This is a genomic window from Pseudomonas sp. 21615526, assembly GCF_013386245.1.
In the GTDB taxonomy this organism is placed as follows: Bacteria; Pseudomonadota; Gammaproteobacteria; order Pseudomonadales; family Pseudomonadaceae; genus Aquipseudomonas.
Genome location: NZ_JACAOM010000008.1, coordinates 118,850 through 135,304, shown reverse-complemented (window position 1 = coordinate 135,304; position 16,455 = coordinate 118,850). Strand labels below are relative to the sequence as shown.

Here is a 16,455-nt window from a genome sequence, read left to right as displayed (position 1 = left end):
CAATATATTTGGCGACTGACGAACCGCTTTCGCGAGCAAGCCCGCTCCCACATTTTTTGACCGTGTGAATCAATGGGTACCGGGATTGGCTCGCAGGTGTGCCACGGTTTGCTCCAGGCCTTCCCACTGCGGTGCATGGGGTGCGAAGCGCCCGCGCAGGTAGGCGGCCAACTCCGCCACTTGGGTGTTCGACAGGCTGTCCTTGAACGCCGGCATGTAACCCAGATCCCGGGTAGCCGGGGTGCTGATGCCCTGCAAAATCACCTTGATCAGGTTGTCCGGTTGATCGCTGTGCACATTGGTATTGGTCGCCAGTGATGGGCTGACGCCGAACAGCTTCGGGCCCTGCCCGTCGGCATGGCAGGCCTTGCATGAACCTTCGAATACCCGTCGCCCATTGGCATTGGGCACCGTCGCAGCTGCCACCACCTGCGCTTCGGCGGCGCCGCTGTCGTTCAGCGAAGCCAGGTATACCGCCATCGCGCGGATGTCGGTCTTGGGCAGTTTCGCCAGTTCAGTCACGACCGGTCCCATCGGCCCCGTTGCCACGCCATGGGCATCGGAATAACCAGTGCTCAGGTAGCTGAACAATTGGTCTTCGGTCCACGGCGTCGGCGCCTTGGACAAGCCATTCAAGGCCGGCGCTTCCCAACCGTCCACACTGCCGCCCGCGAGGAACGCCTTGCCGCCCTTCTCCGCCCCCATCAGGTTGCGCGGCGAATGGCACGCCGCGCAGTGCCCCAAACCGTTGACCAGGTAAGCGCCACGATTCCATTGCTCGCTGCGCTGGGGCTGCACGCTGATTTCCCCACGGCGCAGGAACAGCGCATTCCAGCCGGCCATCAACGGCCGGATATTGAACGGAAACTTCATCGCATTCGGCACCGGTGCCTGGCTCACCGGCGCCTGGGACATCAGGTAGGCATACAGTGCCTGCATGTCGGCATCGTTGATATTGCGAAACGCCGTATAGGGAAACGCCGGGTACAGGTTGCGCCCGTCGCGGCCAATGCCGTCGCGCATCGCCCGCTCGAACGCCGGGTAGGACCAGTTGCCAATCCCGGTTTTCTCATCCGGGGTGATGTTGCTGCTGTAAAGGGTGCCGAACGGCGTATGCATCGCCAGCCCGCCGGCATTGGTGGCACCGCCCGGTGCCGTGTGGCACACCGCGCAATCCCCCACGGCAGCCAGCAAGCGCCCGCGCTCCAGGGTGGCCTTGGACCAGGTGCCTGCACTGGGCGGTGCAATCGGGGCAATTTCGCTGTGAAACGGCCACGCGGTAGCAGCCATGCCCAGCACCGCGCCAAAGGCGGCGAACAATGAGCCGAACAACCATTTGCGGCGCTTTTCCGGGGACTTCGCCGGCTCGCCCAGGGTGCCTGCATTCAGCGCCGCCAATACCCGCTCGGGAGTAATCGGCAGCTCGCGAAAACGGATGCCGGTGGCGTCATAGATCGCATTGGCAATCGCCGCCGCGCTGGGCACCGAGGCCGACTCACCGGCGCCCATCGGGGGCTGGTCCTGGCGCGGCATCATCAGTACGTCGATCTGCGGCACTTCCGGGAAGGTCAGGATCGGATAACCGCCCCACTCCTTGCTCGCCACGGTCGACTCTTCAAAGGTCACGCGTTCCTTGAGCACACGGCTGGTGGACTGGATCACATTGCCGTGGATCTGATGCTGCACCCCTGCGGGGTTGATCATCATCCCCGAGTCATGCCCGATCACCACCCGCGTCACCGAGACATCGCCGGTCTGCTTGTCGATGGCCACGTCCGCGACCCACGCCGCCCACGCCGCGCCGAAGCCGGGAAACTTGCTGTGGATGTAGCGCGCGTAGGCAAAGCCCCGACCACGCAGCAGGTGGTCCTCATTCGCGGTTTGCATCGGCGCGGTACGCGGTGCCCAGTTGGCGCGTTCGGCGGTGGATTTCACCAGGTCGATGGCGCGCTCGTCCTTCAAGTAACGCAGGCGGTACTCCACCGGGTCGACCCCGGCGGCAAACGCCAGTTCGTCGATATAGGATTCATGGGCGAAGGTGTTGGGCAACGCCGACACACCGCGCATCCACGAGGCGCGAACGATCGGCGCCATGTCGTTGATGGTGACGCGCATGTTCGCGATGTCGTAGGGCGGGATCGAGGTGCGGTCGCCCATCTCGAACATCGCCGCCACCGGCTCGACCCGGCCGGTCAACAGCAGCGCCAGGGTGGGCGCGCCGTTGGACGGGTAGCTGGTTTCAAAGTCATAGGCGGCGATGCTGCCGTCGGCGTTCAGGCCGCCGTCGACATCCATCAATTGCGCGGTGCCCTTGGGCTCCCACAGGTGCTCCTGTTCGCGGGTCAGTTGCACCCGCACCGGCTTGCCCACCGCACGCGACAGCAGCAAGGCGTCGGCGCATACATCATCGGCGCAGTTACGGCCGTAGCAGCCGGCGGCCTCCATGCGAATCACGTCGATGGACGCTTCCGGGCATTCCAGCAACCAGGCCAGGTCGGCCCGCAGCAGGTGCGGGTTCTGGCTGCCCGACCAGACGCGGCTGCCACCGGGCTGATAATCCGCCACGCCACAGGACGGGCCGATGGAGCCGTGCATCTGGTATGGCCACAGGTAGGTGCGCGGCATGCGCTGGCTGGCGGCGGCCAGGGCTGCGTCGACGTTGCCCTGGTCGAGCACGGTGCGGCGTACCCGCGGGTTGTCGCGGATTGCCTGCTCCACATCGCTCATGTCCGGCAGTGGGTGGTTCCAGGGTTTCCAGTGCACCTGCAGTTCCTGGGCGGCCTTGATTGCCTGCTCTTCGCGCAAGGCCACCACGCCGACAAAATCACGGATCACCACCACCGCAACAATGCCCGGGATATGGGCGATGGAAGACTCGTCGACCTTCAGCAGGCTGTTGCCGACAAAGTCACCGCAATCCAGGCCCGCATACGGTGGGCGGATCACCCGACCGTGGAGCATGTCCGGCACGCGCATGTCGTGCACGTACGTCAGTTCGCCGGTGGCCTTGCCCGGGATATCCACCCGGGCTGCGCCCTTGCCCACCAGGCGGTAATCGGCGGTGGCCTTGAGCGGTGCATCGCCGCTGATGCGCAGTTGGTCATGCTCGCCCGTCACCAGTTCACCATAAGTGATGGTGCGCCCGTCTTCGCCGCGGATAACGCCTGCGTCGACCTTGAGACTTTGAGCATTTACGGACCAGCGTTGCGCCGCCCGCGCCAGCAGGAAACGCCGGGCTTCGGCGGCGGCATTGCGCAGCGGAATCGCGGAGATCTGCAAGGTTGCGCTGGCAATGGTCGCGCCCTGGTTCGGCGCACGCTCGGTGTCGCCCAGCACCATGCGCACCTGGTCCATGGTCAGGTCCAGTTCTTCAGCGACGATCTGCGCCAGGGAGGTGCGAATGCCGGTGCCGAGGTCCACGTGGCCGTTGAAGGCGTACACCAGCCCGTCATCGTTCACTGCGATAAACAGCCCCAGTTCCTTGGGCTTGACCGTCGGTGTGCCGCCTTTGGCTACCGGCCCCGAAGGTGGCAGCACATCGTCGACGATCAGCAGGACGCCGGCCTTGGCCAGCCATTGGTCACGGGAAGGGATTGCATCAGTCATGGTCATCGATCCACGTTCAAGGCATTTGGCGGGCGGCACGCAGCACCGCGCGGAGGATTTCGATATGGGTGCCACAGCGGCAGAGGTTGCCAGACAGTTCGCTGCGCACCTCGGCTTCGCTGGGGTTGGGATTGCGGTCGAGCAAGGCCTTGGCGGTCATGATCATGCCGTTGAGGCAGTAGCCGCACTGGGCGGCCTGTTCATCGATGAAGGCCTGCTGCACCGGGTGCGGGGTCTGGCGGGTGCCGAGGCCTTCGAGGGTGACGATGTTGCGGCCCACGGCACCCGACAGGGGGAAGACGCAGGAGCGTGCAGCCACGCCGTCGATGATCACCGTGCAGGCGCCGCACTCCCCCAGGCCGCAGCCGTATTTGGGGCCGTTGAGTTGCAGGTCATTGCGCAGAATCAACAACAGCGGGGTGTCGGCCATTGCGCTGACTTCGCTGGTGTGGCCGTTGACCTCAAGCGTTACCGTGATGTTCTGGCTGGTCATTCGCTTCGCCCGTTGGATTTGGTGAAGTGTCCACTACATCAAACAGTCAAAAAAAAGCGTCGCGTACCTGGGGTCTCGCGACACACTTGACGGGTGAAGTGGTTACTACATCAACGTAGAGCAAAAACGGTGCCAGAAGATGGATGAATAGCTTCCTCACCACAGGGGATCGGGGTCAGGTTTGGGGGTCTTCGATCATTTTGCGTAGCAGGAAGAGTACGGCGACGCGTTCGGCGGGGTTGAGGTTGCTCAGGGTCAGTTCGGTGATGGTGGCGGCGCAGGGCACGGTTTGCTGCACCAGGGCGGCGCCGGAGTCGGATAGGTTGACCACGACTTTGCGTTTGTCCTGCGGGTCGGGTTCGAGGGTGATCAGTTCGCGAGCCTTGAGGCGTTCGACGATGCCACGGATGGTCGCCTGGTCGACGGCGGTGGCCTTGACCAGTTCGGTGAGCGAACTTGCACCGTGATCGCGCAGGGCGCACAGGGTGACGAACTGCACGGCGGTGAGCTGGGAGTCGCCGACGTTCTGCTGGAAGATCGCCAGGTGACGCTGGTAGGCCTTGCGCAGCAGGTGGCCGACTTGTTCGGAGAAAACGTAGGAATCAGGCACGGCGGGCTCGGGAAGGCGGTGGTCGATGGGGTGGCATGATGGCGGGGTTGTGGAAATGACTCAAGGATCTCATTGCCGGAACGCGGTTGAAATGTGGGAGCGGGCTTGCTCGCGAATGCGGTGTGTCAGGTGGCGCATGTGTGACTGACGTACCGCATTCGCGAGCAAGCCCGCTCCCACATTGGATGTTTAGTGGGCCAGGGAGGCTTGAGGGGCTACGACGTCGCCGGCGATGACTACGGCCTCATCATCGAGGTAGACGTCGCAATTGCGCAGCGGGATGTCCATGTGGCACGGGGTCTTGCGGGTGCCGCCGACTTCGGTGTTCGGGCCGGTGGAGAACAGGAAGTTGCCGTAGAACGCGCGGGCGTCCATGCACATGCCGTCGTTCTTGTCGTGCAGGCCCATGGCCGTCCATTGCGCCCGTGGCTGCAGGCCCCAGCCGATGTGGGAGATGCCATATACCTCGGGGTCGTTGAAGTATTTCATGTAGTCGCGCAGGTATTCGGCCTCGAAACCACCGTGGATTCTGGTGATGAAGCCCTTCTCGATCTCCAGGGTGATTTTCTCCCGGGTGTAGGTCTTGAACGGCAGCAGGATGTCGCCGATATCCAGCACCAGCACGCCCTCTGCAGTTTCCTCATTGGGCCACGAGAACAGGAAGCCGCTCGGCCAGTGGTCCCAGCGTCCCGGTTCGTCGGCAAAGCCGTATTCGGTGACGGACGGGTATTGCCCCAGCGCCGCCCGGAAATCACTGCCGGCGCGGGATTTGACGTGGATCGAGCGGGCTTTTTTCAGCAGTTCTTCAGCGGCCAGCACGCGCACTTTGTCCTCTTCGGTCGGCAGCATGCGCGCCAGCACTTCCGGGGGTTCAACCGCCAGCAGGATGCGCGTGCCGGTCTTGAGGATCTGTTCCTGCTCCGGCGAGTGCAACAGCATCATGGTGTCGACGATCAGGTCGGCCGCTTCCAGCGCCCGCTGCGCCGCGATATTGCCGGTCAGGGCAGTGTCGCCACAGTAGGCGGTCATGTCATTGCCCATCGCCCGGGGATGGTTGAACGACGGCAACTCCACCGCATACACCTTGGCCCCCAGGCGCTGCGCAGCGTCCATCGCGGCGCGCACGGTGCGCGGGTCGGAGTAATGGCTCTTGAGCACGGCGACGCTCTGGGTCGGGTCGACCTTCGAGAGCTTCAACACGTGCTCAAACATCTGGGTCAGTTCGCAATCACTTACCGGCATTTCCTGTCTCCTCAGCTGCTGCACCAAGATCTTGCAGGGCGCTTCACTCTAGTGCGTTTTTATAGCGTATACGCCAATTAATCACGATGAGAACTGATTTCAGCATGGACTGCAAGCACCACGCCAAAACGTTACGAATCCGCACAAACCCCGTTATATATGGAGATAACAGGTTACAGGGGATCGATATGGCCAAAAAAACAATTTTTCAGGCGTGGGCTTTTCATTTGAAAAAATGAGCGTATACACTTTAAAAACCTTGCGGACAGACGCCGCCGGCCATTATTCGAAAAAGAGGACCACGCCCCATGGGAAGCACACAAAAAATCGCAATCGTCGGCGCCGGCCTTGGCGGTGCCGCCGCTGCCACCCTGCTGCAACAGGCAGGGTTCGACGTGGACATCTACGAGCAGGCGCCGGAGTTTTCCCGCCTGGGTGCCGGGATCCACATGGGCCCCAACATCATGAAAATCTTCCGCCGCATGGGCATCGAAAAACAGCTGGACCTGATGGGGTCGCACCCCGAGCACTGGTTCAGCCGCGATGGTGAAACCGGCGACTACCTGTCACGCATTCCCCTGACTGGCTACGGCGCGTCCTACATCACCGTGCACCGCGGCGATCTGCACGCGCTGCAGATGTCCACCCTCAAGCCCGGCACCCTGCACTTCAACAAGCGCCTGGAAACCCTTGAAGAAACCGATACCCAGGTGCGCCTGACTTTCGCCGACGGCGAGGTAACCTACGCCGACATCGTGATCGGTGCCGACGGCATCAACTCGCGCATTCGTGAAGAGCTGCTGGGTGCCGAAAAACCGCTGTACAGCGGCTGGGTCGCGCACCGTGCGCTGATCCGTGGCGACCAGTTGGCCAAGTACGACCTGAAGTTCGAAGACTGCATCAAGTGGTGGACCGAGGACCGGCACATGATGGTCTACTACACCACCGGCAAGCGCGACGAGTACTACTACGTCACCGGCGTGCCGCACCCGGAATGGGACTTCCAGGGCGCCTTCGTCGACAGCAGCCGGGAGGAGATGTTCGACGCCTTCAAGGGCTACCACCCGACCGTCCAGGCCCTGATCGAATCCACCGAAAGCGTGACCAAATGGCCGTTGCGCAACCGCAACCCGCTGCCGTTGTGGAGCCGTGGTCGCCTGGTATTGCTGGGCGATGCCTGCCACCCGATGAAACCCCATATGGCTCAGGGCGCCGGCATGGCCATCGAAGACGCCGCGATGCTGACGCGCTGCCTGCAGGAAACCGGGATCGGCGACTACCGCACCGCGTTCGAGCTGTATGAAGCCAACCGCAAGGAACGCGCGTCCCGGGTGCAGGCCGTGTCCAACGCCAACACCTGGCTGCGCACCCAGGAAGATCCGGACTGGGTCTACGGCTATGACCTCTACGCCCAGCAACTGAAATCGGGGGTGGCGGCGTGAGCAGCTTTCTCTATGGCGGCAACGTCCAGGCCAATGGTATCCGCCAGCATTACCTGCGTTACGGCGGCAAGGGCCCGGCACTGATCCTGATTCCCGGCATCACCAGCCCGGCGATTACCTGGGGTTTTGTCGCCGAACGCCTGGGTTTGCACTTCGACACCTACGTGCTGGACGTGCGCGGTCGCGGCCTGTCGTCCACCGGACCGGAGCTGGACTACAGCGCCGACACCTGCGCCGATGACATTGGCGCGTTTGCCGACACCCTGAAGCTCGACAGCTATCACCTGGTCGGCCATTCCATGGGCGCGCGGTTTGCCGTACGCAGTGCGGTGCGCCATCCACAAGGTGTCAACCGCATGGTGTTGATCGACCCGCCGATGTCCGGCCCGGGTCGCCGCGAATACCCAAGCAAACTGCCGTGGTACGTCGATTCGATTCGTCAATCCCAGGTCGGCATGGATGCAGAGGCGATGCGCGCCTTCTGCGCCACCTGGACCGACGAACAACTGCAACTGCGCGCCGAATGGCTGCACACCTGCTACGAGCCGGCGATCGTGCGTGCGTTCAATGACTTCCATACCGTCGACTTTCATCAGGACCTGCCGCACCTGGAGGCTCCTGCCCTGCTGATTGTTGCCGGACGCGGCGGTGTAATTCAGGCCGAAGATGTCGCGGAAGTCCGACAGTTACAGCCGACCCTACAGGTCGCCCATGTGCCAAATGCAGGACACATGATCCCCTGGGATGACCTTGAAGGCTTTTTCGCTGCCTTCGGCGACTTCCTCGGCCAGCCCCTGACTGCATAACGGAGACCATCATGCTCAAGCCTTATCGCATCGGCCAGATTGTGCCGAGCTCCAACACCACCATGGAAACCGAGATCCCGGCGATGCTTAACGCGCGCCAGGCGATCCGCCCGGAACGTTTCACCTTTCACTCCAGCCGCATGCGCATGAAGCAAGTGCGCAAGGAAGAACTGGCGGCCATGGACGGTGAGTCCGACCGTTGCGCCATCGAACTGTCCGACGCCAAGGTCGACGTGCTGGGCTACGCCTGCCTGGTAGCGATCATGGCCATGGGGCTGGGTTACCACCGCAAGTCCGAGCAACGCCTGCGCACGGCCACCGCCGACAACGACGCCAACGCCCCGGTGATCACCAGTGCCGGCGCCCTGATCGAAGGCCTTAAAGTCATGGGCGCCAAACGCATCGCCATTGTTGCGCCGTACATGAAACCGCTGACCGAACTGGTGGTGAACTACATCCGCGAAGAAGGCTTTGAAGTGGTGGACTGGCGCGCCCTGGAAATCCCCGACAACCTCGAAGTGGCCCGCCACGACCCGGCCAACCTGCCGGCGATTGTTGCCGGGATGAACCTGGAAGGTGTCGACGTAATCGTACTGTCGGCCTGCGTACAAATGCAGTCGCTGCCCGTGGTCGCGAAGGTCGAAGCCCAGACCGGCCTGCCGGTGCTCACCGCCGCCATCGCCACCACCTACGCCATGCTCAAGGCCCTGGACCTGGAACCCATCGTCCCCGGCGCCGGCGCCCTCCTGTCGGGAGCCTACTAAAAACGCTTTTGTGGCGAGGGAGCTTGTTCCCGCTGGGGTGCGAAGCGCCCCCAAAAAAACAGGCCTGCTACGCAGCCCAACGGGAGCAAGCTCCCTCGCCACAGGGTACGTGCACTGTCCATTACCGAGGACTGAAAGATGAGCGAACAATCCGCCGACGCCAACTACCAGGGCGTCTGGGGTAACCGAATCGGCTTCGGCAAAAAATCCGCCCTGCTGATGATCGACTTCATGCAAGGCTATACCACCGAAGGCGCGCCACTGTTTGCCCCCGAAGTGCGCATCGCCGTGGCCGAAAGCGTCGAGCTGCTGGCCTGCGCCAGGCGTCACGGAATCAGCGTGGTGCACACCAATATCCGCTACCATCCGGGCCATTTCGCCGACGGCGGTATCTGGGTAAAAAAGGCCCCGGTGATGAAAGACATGGTCGAGGGCAACCCCCTCGCCGCCTTCTGCACCGAAGTGCTGCCCCTGGCCAATGAAGTAGTCATCACCAAACAATACGCCAGCGCGTTTTTCGGCAGCAGCCTGGCCCCGATGCTGCACGCCCAGGGCATCGACACCGTGGTGCTCGCCGGCTGTTCCACCAGCGGCTGCATCCGGGCCACCGCAGTGGATGCGGTGCAACACGGGTTTCGTACCATCGTCGTGCGCGAATGCGTCGGCGACCGCCACCCGGCGCCCCATGAAGCCAACTTGTTCGATATCGACAGCAAGTACGGCGACGTGGTGAGCAAGCAGGAGGCGATGAGCAAGTTCAAGGAGCAATAACGCGTCAACAGGAACCACGACAAAGAGCGTGGTCCGGAAAAAACTGAGCGCCCATGCTGGAATGCAGTCGAATGAGGGAGCAAGCCCGCTCCCACACTTGATCACCTCCAACAGGGCCACCTCAGTCTTCTGTCACTGCCTTTGGAAGTCGCTTTCACAGCACTCCGAAGTGCTGAAAAAGCGGCCGTATAAAAACCATAAGTCACCGCCAGGAGACACCCCAATGCCCATTGCGAATGCAGCGCCCGCGACTACGGTCGCCGATCCGGTCCACACGCTCTACCACAAGATCACCTGGAAGCTGATTCCGTTCCTGTGTTTCTGCTACCTCGCGGCCTACCTGGACCGCATCAATATCGGCTTCGCCAAACTGCAGATGCTCGACCAGCTGCACTTCAGCGAAACCGCGTTCGGCCTCGGTGCCGGGCTGTTTTTTGTCGGCTATATCATCTTCGAAGTCCCCAGCAACCTGATCCTGGAAAAGGTCGGGGCGAAGATCTGGATCGCCCGCATCATGATCACCTGGGGCCTGCTGTCGGCCTGCACCATGCTGGTCACCTCCACCACCCAGTTCTACATCCTGCGGTTCCTGCTGGGTGCGGCCGAAGCCGGGTTTCTGCCGGGCGTGCTGTATTACCTGACCACCTGGTTTCCCACCCATCGCCGGGGGCGGATCATCGCCCTGTTCATGATCGGCCTGCCGCTGTCCAGCGTGATCGGCGGCCCGTTGTCCGGCTGGATCATGGGCCACTTCGACAACATGGCCGGCCTGCGCGGCTGGCAGTGGCTGTTTCTGATCGAAGCGGTGCCCAGCGTGCTGCTCGGTGTGTGGACCTTCTGGGCGCTGCCCAATACCTATCAGCAAGCCAAGTGGCTGTCGCCGGAAGAAAAAAACCTGCTGGAAAGCGAACTGCGCAAGGACGACGCCGACGGTGCCGCCAGCAAACACAGCTTCCGCGACGGCTTCTTCAACCTCAAGGTGTGGATGCTCGGCGGTATCGACTTCTCGATCCTGCTCAGTGCCTATGCCATGGGGTTCTGGATGCCCACATTCATCCGCAACGCCGGGATTACCGACACTTTCCACATCGGCATCCTCACGGCCCTGCCCAGCGTGGCGGCCCTCTTGGGCATGCTGCTGATCGGCGCCAGCTCCGACAAACACCGCGAACGCCGCTGGCACATCATCGTGCCGTTCTTCATCGGCGCGGCGGCGATGGCTACCAGTACGTTCTTCACCCATAACGTGGTCGCCACCGTGGCGCTGTTTGCGATTGCCTCGGCGGCGATCATCGGTGCGGTGCCGGTGTTTTTCAGCCTGCCGGCGACCTTCCTGAAAGGCACCGCAGCGGCCACCGGCTTTGCCCTGGCCTGCTCGCTGGCGAACATCGCGGGCCTGGTGAGCAACTCGTTGATGGGCGTGGCGATTGACGTCACCGGCAGCAGCGCAGGGGCCTTGTGGTTTTTTGCCGGCTGCCTGATTCTCAGCAGCTTCCTGGTGATCGCCTTGCCGGCGAAGCTGGTAAACCGCTAACAACAACAATTTTTCGGGTGAGTCTCCATGCAAGGTTTCATCAAGCGCTGTGCCCTGCTTGTCGCTGTGGGCCTGTGTGCCGGTACGGCGCAGGCCGCAGAAAAGGTCATCTTCGACACCGACTTCAACGTGCTCAACGATGACGGCCAGGCCTTTATCATGCTCGCCCAGCTGCACGGGCAAAAACGCATCGACCTGCTGGGCATGACCCTGGTCAGCGGCAACGCCTGGGTCGACCAGGAACAGGTCGACGCCCTCAAGGCGGTGGAACGCATGGGTGTGGAAAAGGAAGTCGGCGTGTATTCCGGCGCCGCCTACCCGCTGCTGCATGACTACGCCACCTATGAGGCGGAAAAAGCCCTGTTCGGTTCCGGCTGGCCGGGTGCGTTCAAGAACCCGCGGCCAACCAGTGCCTCACAACTGGTCGCGCCACCGGACGGCCTGGCGACCCACACCAGGCTGCGCAAGGAAACCGCCGCCCAGTTCATCGTCGACAGCGTACGGGCCAACCCCCACGAGGTAACGATCCTGGCGGTCGGCCCGCTGACCAACATTGCCCTGGCGATTCGCTCGGCACCGGACATCGTGCCGCTGATCAAGCGCATCGTGTACATGGGCGGCGCGCTGGAGATTCCGGGCAACACCACGCCGGCGGCGGAGTTCAACTGGTGGTTCGACCCGGAGGCCGCGAAGATCGTGTTGCGCTCGCCCATCGAACACGTGATTTTTCCCAACGATGTCTGTGAGAAAGTCACCTTCGACAAGTCGGTGTATGAGCGGGTGATCGCACACAAAGGCCCGATTGCCGACCTGTACAAGCACGAGTTCGGGCCACTGTTCGCCAAGGACCCGGCTTACCACAGCTTCACCTGGGACAGCCTGCCGGCACTGTTTCTCGTGAACCCCGGGATCGTCACCGAATCCCGCGAGCTGTGGGTGGACGTGGATGCCACCTTCGGCGCCGACTATGGCCGGGCACTGGGCTACAAGAAAGGCGCGCCGGTCGGCACGCAAAAGGCCAAGGTGGTCTTCGCGGTGGACCAGAAGCAGTTCTGGGACGGTTATGTAGGGTTGGTGACGCTGCCGACGCCGGTCAACATCTTCCGCTGAGTGCGCCGGAACTTGAGGGGCTGTGGTTTAATTGCGCGCCTTTGCCCAGCCCTTCAAGGAATCCGTTGTCGATGAATCAGCCCGCCACCAAAGTCCTGGTCATTGGCTACGTCTGGCCAGAGCCTCGCTCCTCGGCGGCCAGCGGGCACATGATGCAGATTCTGGAGAGTTTCCTGGCCCAAGGCTGGGACATCACCTTCAGCAGCCCGGCGGTCACCGGCGAACACAAGGCCGACCTGCCCGCCCTGGGCATTCGCGAATGCGCGATCGAGTTGAATAACAGCAGTTTCGACGCGTTTATCCAGCAATTGGCTCCGGATATCGTGCTGTTTGACCGTTTCATGATGGAAGAACAGTTCGGCTGGCGCGTGGAAAAATCCTGCCCGAATGCTCTTCGGGTGCTGGAAGCATCCGACCTGCAAAGCCTGCGGGACGCCCGCCACCAGCGCCTCAAGGATTTCCTGAAGGCGCACCCCGAAGCTGATGACTTCGACGCGCTGTTCAGCCGGGACCTGGCCGCCGAATTCGATGACATGGCCGATACCGACCTGGCCAAGCGCGAGATCGCCGCGATCTACCGCTGCGACATCAGCCTGATGATCTCCGACGTGGAAATCCAGTTGCTGACCGAACACTTCAAGGTGCCCGCTGCCCTGCTCCACTGGTGCCCGCTGATGCTGGCGCCGCCCACCGAAGCCTTTGCCCCCTTTGAGGACCGTGCCCACTTCCTGAGCATCGGCAATTTCCGCCATGCGCCGAACTGGGATGCGGTGTTGTGGATGAAGAACAGTGTGTGGCCGCTGATCCGCCAGCAATTGCCCGGCGCTCAACTTCACGTGTACGGCGCCTATACGCCACCCAAGGCCACCGCGCTGCACAACCCGGCCCAGGGCTTCCACGTGATGAATTGGGCCGAGGATGCATTGCAGGTCATGAGCGCTGCGCGTATCTGCCTGGCGCCACTGCGCTTTGGTGCCGGGATCAAGGGCAAGCTGGCCGACGCGATGCTCTGCGGCACACCCAGCGTTACCACACCGATTGGCGCCGAAGCCATGGGCGAACCGTGGCCCGGCGTGGTCGAACACAGCGCCAGTGCACTGGCGGCTGCGGCGGTTGCGTTGTATCAAGACCCGCCACGCTGGACCCAGGCCCAGGAAGATGGCCGGCAGTTACTGGCCCGCCGTTACGCCCACGACCTCCACGGCCCGGCCCTGGTGGAGCGCCTGGAGCAGTGCCGCCGCCAGTTGGCCGAGCACCGTCGGAACAATTTCACCGGCAGCATGCTGCGCCACCACCTGCACAAAAGTACCCAGTACATGGCGCAGTGGATCGAGGCGAAAAACCGTACGCTGTAGACACAGACGCTGGCGAGGTGGCGCGCAAGGGGGCATTATCCTTTTCGCAACCACAATAAAGCGACTGCAGCATGACCCGAGCAGCGAGAATCACCGATCCTTCCTACGAGCTGATGGACGATCACAACGGTCTGTCCATCATCTATCGCCAACACGGCTTCCCGTGCCCGTTGGTGCGCTGGCATTTCCACAAGGAATACGAGCTGCACCTGATCGTTGCCAGCTCCGGCAAGGTGTTTATCGGCGACTACATCGGCAACTTCTACCCGGAAAGCCTGTTCCTCACCGGCCCCAACCTGCCCCACAACTGGATCAGCCAGGTGGCCGAGGACGAAGTGGTGCCCAAGCGCGACATGCTGGTGAACTTCACCGACGAGCTGTTCGACGGCGGCAGCCATGTCTTTGCCGAGCTCAAGACCCTGGCGCCACTGCTGGAACGGGCGCAATACGGCATCGAATTTCGCTGCAAGAAGACCATCGCCCAGGCCATGACCCTGATGCAGCGCATCGAGGACGCCCAGGGCATGGCGCGCCTGGGGCACTTCTTTATCCTGATGGAAGTGCTGAGTGCCTGCGAGGACTACCAGCTGCTCTCCGGCGTGACCACGCCGCAATTGGCGGACGAACACAGCATCGACCGCACCAACCGCGCGGTGGACTACATTTTTGCCCACTACGCGCGGGAGCTGTCCCTGGAAGAGGTGGCCGAATACCTCGGCATGAAACCCACCTATTTCTCCCGCGTGTTCAAACAAGCCACCGGCCGCACCTTCATCGAATTCGTCAACCGCCTGCGTATCAGCAAGTCCTGCGAGCTGCTGGCCGATGGTGACAAAGCCGTGACCGATGTGTGCTTCGAGTCAGGCTTCAACAACATCTCCAACTTCAACCGCCGCTTCCAGCAGCTCAAGGGCATGACCCCCTCGCACTACCGGCGCCTGGCGGTGCAGCGCTTGACCGAGCAGAACCTCGCCTGAAAACGCGCGTTCCTGTGGGAACCCGCTTGTGTGGGAGCGGGCTTGCTCGCGAATGCAGTGTGTCAGGCAGCGCAAATGTCGGCTGATTCACCGCCTTCGCGAGCAAGCCCGCTCCCACATTTGCATCGCGCTCACGCAGGAAGCCGATCGCTCCCAGCGAATCGTTTCAGCAATTTTCTGCTGCAGTGCAAAAAAGTATCAGTAAAAGTGCTCCCAAGGATTTGTCAGCACGTCAATTGAAGGCTGTAATCAACGCACACTCTTCCAGCTGTCGTGGAAGACACAACAACAATAACTGTCCTTCTGCAGCCCCTGGGCGCAGAAATGGAGTGCGCGATGAAGTTCACAGCCAAAGCTCTGCTTGCCTGCACCTGCATGACCCTCAGCGCCGTCAGTCTTGGCGCGCAAACCCTGACCATTGCCACCGTCAACAACAGCGACATGATCCGCATGCAAAAGCTCTCGAAAACCTTCGAGACCGAGCATCCGGAGATCAAGCTGAACTGGGTGGTACTCGAAGAAAACGTCCTGCGCCAACGCCTCACCACCGACATCGCCACCCAGGGCGGACAGTTCGACGTGTTGACCATCGGCATGTACGAAGCTGCACTCTGGGGCGCCAAAGGCTGGCTGGAACCGATGAAGGACCTGCCTGCTTCCTACGACCTGGACGACGTTTTCCCGTCCGTGCGTGACGGTCTTTCCGTCAAGGGCTCGCTGTATGCCCTGCCGTTCTACGCCGAAAGCTCCATCACCTACTATCGCACCGACCTGTTCAAGGACGCCGGGCTGACCATGCCCGAGCATCCGACCTGGACCCAGATCGGCGAATTCGCCGCCAAACTCACCAACAAGGACAAGGAACAGTACGGCCTGTGCCTGCGGGGCAAAGCCGGTTGGGGCGAGAACATGGCGCTGATCACCACCCTGGCCAACGGCTACGGTGCACGCTGGTTCGATGAGAAGTGGCAGCCGGAATTCAACGGGCCTGAGTGGAAAGACGCGCTGAACTTCTACGTCGACAACATGAAGAAATCCGGCCCGCCGGGGGCTTCCAGCAACGGTTTCAACGAAAACCTGGCGCTGTTCAACAGCGGCAAGTGCGCGATCTGGGTCGACGCCAGCGTCGCCGGCTCGTTCGTCACCGACAAGACCCAAAGCAAGGTGGCTGATCACGTCGGCTTTACCTTTGCCCCGCACGAGAAGACCGACAAAGGTACTTCGTGGCTGTACTCCTGGTCCCTGGGGATTCCAACCAGTTCCAAAGCCAAGGACGCTGCCAAGGTGTTCACCACCTGGGCCACTTCCAAGGAATACAGCCAGTTGGTCGCCAAGACCGACGGGATTGCCAACGTACCGCCAGGTACCCGCAAATCGACCTACAGCGACGAATACATGAAAGCCGCGCCGTTTGCCAAGGTGACGCTGGAATCGCTGAAAGTCGCCGACCCGAAAGACCCGTCGGCCAAGCCGGTGCCGTATGTGGGCATCCAGCTGGTGACCATTCCTGAATTCCAGGCGATTGGTACCCAGGTCGGCAAGTTCTTCTCCAGCGCACTGACCGGTGGCTCCACCGCCGAAAAAGCCCTGGCGGATGCACAGACCTTCACCGAACGCGAAATGAAGCGGGCCGGTTATCCCAAGTAAAGCGGTCTCACCACACTGAATGTGGGAACCCGCTTTATGTAGGAGCCGGGCTTGCCCGCGATGCAGACAACTCGGTCTGTCAGTTTCACCGAGGCGCT

General features: G+C 62.1%; 13 protein-coding genes. 9 read left to right on the top strand and 4 right to left on the bottom strand.

All coding sequences use genetic code 11. From position 1 onward, the window contains the following. Nucleotides 1-69: 69 nt before the first annotated feature. From HX786_RS03905 to HX786_RS03890, 4 genes are all read right to left on the bottom strand, one after another. Entirely contained in the window at nucleotides 70-3,606 is a 3,537-nt protein-coding gene (locus HX786_RS03905) for a molybdopterin cofactor-binding domain-containing protein (protein ID WP_178911754.1), read from the bottom strand. Between the two features lie 16 nt (nucleotides 3,607-3,622). Continuing rightward, nucleotides 3,623-4,099, bottom strand: coding sequence for a (2Fe-2S)-binding protein (locus HX786_RS03900; protein ID WP_087692683.1), 477 nt, complete (start codon nucleotides 4,097-4,099; stop codon nucleotides 3,623-3,625). A 175-nt stretch (nucleotides 4,100-4,274) separates the two neighbouring features. Next, nucleotides 4,275-4,709 carry a MarR family winged helix-turn-helix transcriptional regulator gene (locus tag HX786_RS03895; protein ID WP_003215338.1) on the bottom strand — a complete coding sequence of 145 codons (435 nt, stop codon included), beginning with the start codon at nucleotides 4,707-4,709 and terminating at the stop codon, nucleotides 4,275-4,277. A 189-nt stretch (nucleotides 4,710-4,898) separates the two neighbouring features. Further along, nucleotides 4,899-5,951 (bottom strand): 2,5-dihydroxypyridine 5,6-dioxygenase, encoded by a 1,053-nt coding sequence (locus tag HX786_RS03890; protein ID WP_177042246.1) that lies wholly within the window; start codon nucleotides 5,949-5,951, stop codon nucleotides 4,899-4,901. A 308-nt stretch (nucleotides 5,952-6,259) separates the two neighbouring features. Between HX786_RS03890 and HX786_RS03885 the strand changes: the two genes are divergently transcribed. From HX786_RS03885 to HX786_RS03845, 9 genes are all read left to right on the top strand, one after another. Then, nucleotides 6,260-7,393, top strand: a complete 1,134-nt coding sequence (locus HX786_RS03885; protein WP_003215332.1) for an FAD-dependent monooxygenase — start codon at nucleotides 6,260-6,262, stop codon at nucleotides 7,391-7,393. After that, nucleotides 7,390-8,199: an alpha/beta fold hydrolase gene (locus HX786_RS03880; RefSeq protein WP_178911753.1), complete on the top strand. Its 810-nt coding sequence runs from the start codon at nucleotides 7,390-7,392 to the stop codon at nucleotides 8,197-8,199. The genes HX786_RS03885 and HX786_RS03880 overlap by 4 nt, the downstream gene beginning before the upstream one ends. 11 nt (nucleotides 8,200-8,210) lie before the next feature. After that, the gene (locus HX786_RS03875; RefSeq protein ID WP_177050558.1) at nucleotides 8,211-8,963 is read left to right on the top strand and encodes an Asp/Glu racemase; all 753 of its coding nucleotides are present in this window, start codon (nucleotides 8,211-8,213) and stop codon (nucleotides 8,961-8,963) included. Nucleotides 8,964-9,101: 138 nt separating this feature from the next. Then, on the top strand, nucleotides 9,102-9,734 hold the full coding sequence (locus HX786_RS03870) for an N-carbamoylsarcosine amidohydrolase (RefSeq protein WP_003215327.1): 633 nt from the start codon (nucleotides 9,102-9,104) through the stop codon (nucleotides 9,732-9,734). A gap of 223 nt (nucleotides 9,735-9,957) precedes the next feature. Further along, nucleotides 9,958-11,268 carry an MFS transporter gene (locus HX786_RS03865; protein ID WP_008436141.1) on the top strand — a complete coding sequence of 437 codons (1,311 nt, stop codon included), beginning with the start codon at nucleotides 9,958-9,960 and terminating at the stop codon, nucleotides 11,266-11,268. A 27-nt stretch (nucleotides 11,269-11,295) separates the two neighbouring features. After that, nucleotides 11,296-12,378, top strand: a complete 1,083-nt coding sequence (locus tag HX786_RS03860; protein ID WP_008436139.1) for a nucleoside hydrolase — start codon at nucleotides 11,296-11,298, stop codon at nucleotides 12,376-12,378. Between the two features lie 71 nt (nucleotides 12,379-12,449). Further along, a complete protein-coding gene (locus HX786_RS03855; protein WP_177009418.1) occupies nucleotides 12,450-13,733 on the top strand; it encodes a glycosyltransferase in 1,284 nt (427 codons plus the stop codon). Between the two features lie 71 nt (nucleotides 13,734-13,804). Continuing rightward, nucleotides 13,805-14,710 carry an AraC family transcriptional regulator gene (locus HX786_RS03850; RefSeq protein ID WP_003215319.1) on the top strand — a complete coding sequence of 302 codons (906 nt, stop codon included), beginning with the start codon at nucleotides 13,805-13,807 and terminating at the stop codon, nucleotides 14,708-14,710. 336 nt (nucleotides 14,711-15,046) lie between these two features. After that, complete coding sequence (locus HX786_RS03845) at nucleotides 15,047-16,357, top strand: sugar ABC transporter substrate-binding protein (protein WP_003215317.1); 1,311 nt, start codon at nucleotides 15,047-15,049, stop codon at nucleotides 16,355-16,357. The last annotated feature ends 98 nt before the right edge of the window (nucleotides 16,358-16,455 follow it).

Bases quoted from the DNA above. Each gene is read 5' to 3' on its own strand.
- HX786_RS03905 (WP_178911754.1), bottom strand. From the start codon at position 3,606: ATGACTGATGCAATCCCTTCCCGTGACCAATGGCTGGCCAAGGCCGGC.
- HX786_RS03900 (WP_087692683.1), bottom strand. From the start codon at position 4,099: ATGACCAGCCAGAACATCACGGTAACGCTTGAGGTCAACGGCCACACC.
- HX786_RS03890 (WP_177042246.1), bottom strand. From the start codon at position 5,951: ATGCCGGTAAGTGATTGCGAACTGACCCAGATGTTTGAGCACGTGTTG.
- HX786_RS03885 (WP_003215332.1), top strand. From the start codon at position 6,260: ATGGGAAGCACACAAAAAATCGCAATCGTCGGCGCCGGCCTTGGCGGT.
- HX786_RS03875 (WP_177050558.1), top strand. From the start codon at position 8,211: ATGCTCAAGCCTTATCGCATCGGCCAGATTGTGCCGAGCTCCAACACC.
- HX786_RS03870 (WP_003215327.1), top strand. From the start codon at position 9,102: ATGAGCGAACAATCCGCCGACGCCAACTACCAGGGCGTCTGGGGTAAC.
- HX786_RS03865 (WP_008436141.1), top strand. From the start codon at position 9,958: ATGCCCATTGCGAATGCAGCGCCCGCGACTACGGTCGCCGATCCGGTC.
- HX786_RS03860 (WP_008436139.1), top strand. From the start codon at position 11,296: ATGCAAGGTTTCATCAAGCGCTGTGCCCTGCTTGTCGCTGTGGGCCTG.
- HX786_RS03855 (WP_177009418.1), top strand. From the start codon at position 12,450: ATGAATCAGCCCGCCACCAAAGTCCTGGTCATTGGCTACGTCTGGCCA.
- HX786_RS03850 (WP_003215319.1), top strand. From the start codon at position 13,805: ATGACCCGAGCAGCGAGAATCACCGATCCTTCCTACGAGCTGATGGAC.
- HX786_RS03845 (WP_003215317.1), top strand. From the start codon at position 15,047: ATGAAGTTCACAGCCAAAGCTCTGCTTGCCTGCACCTGCATGACCCTC.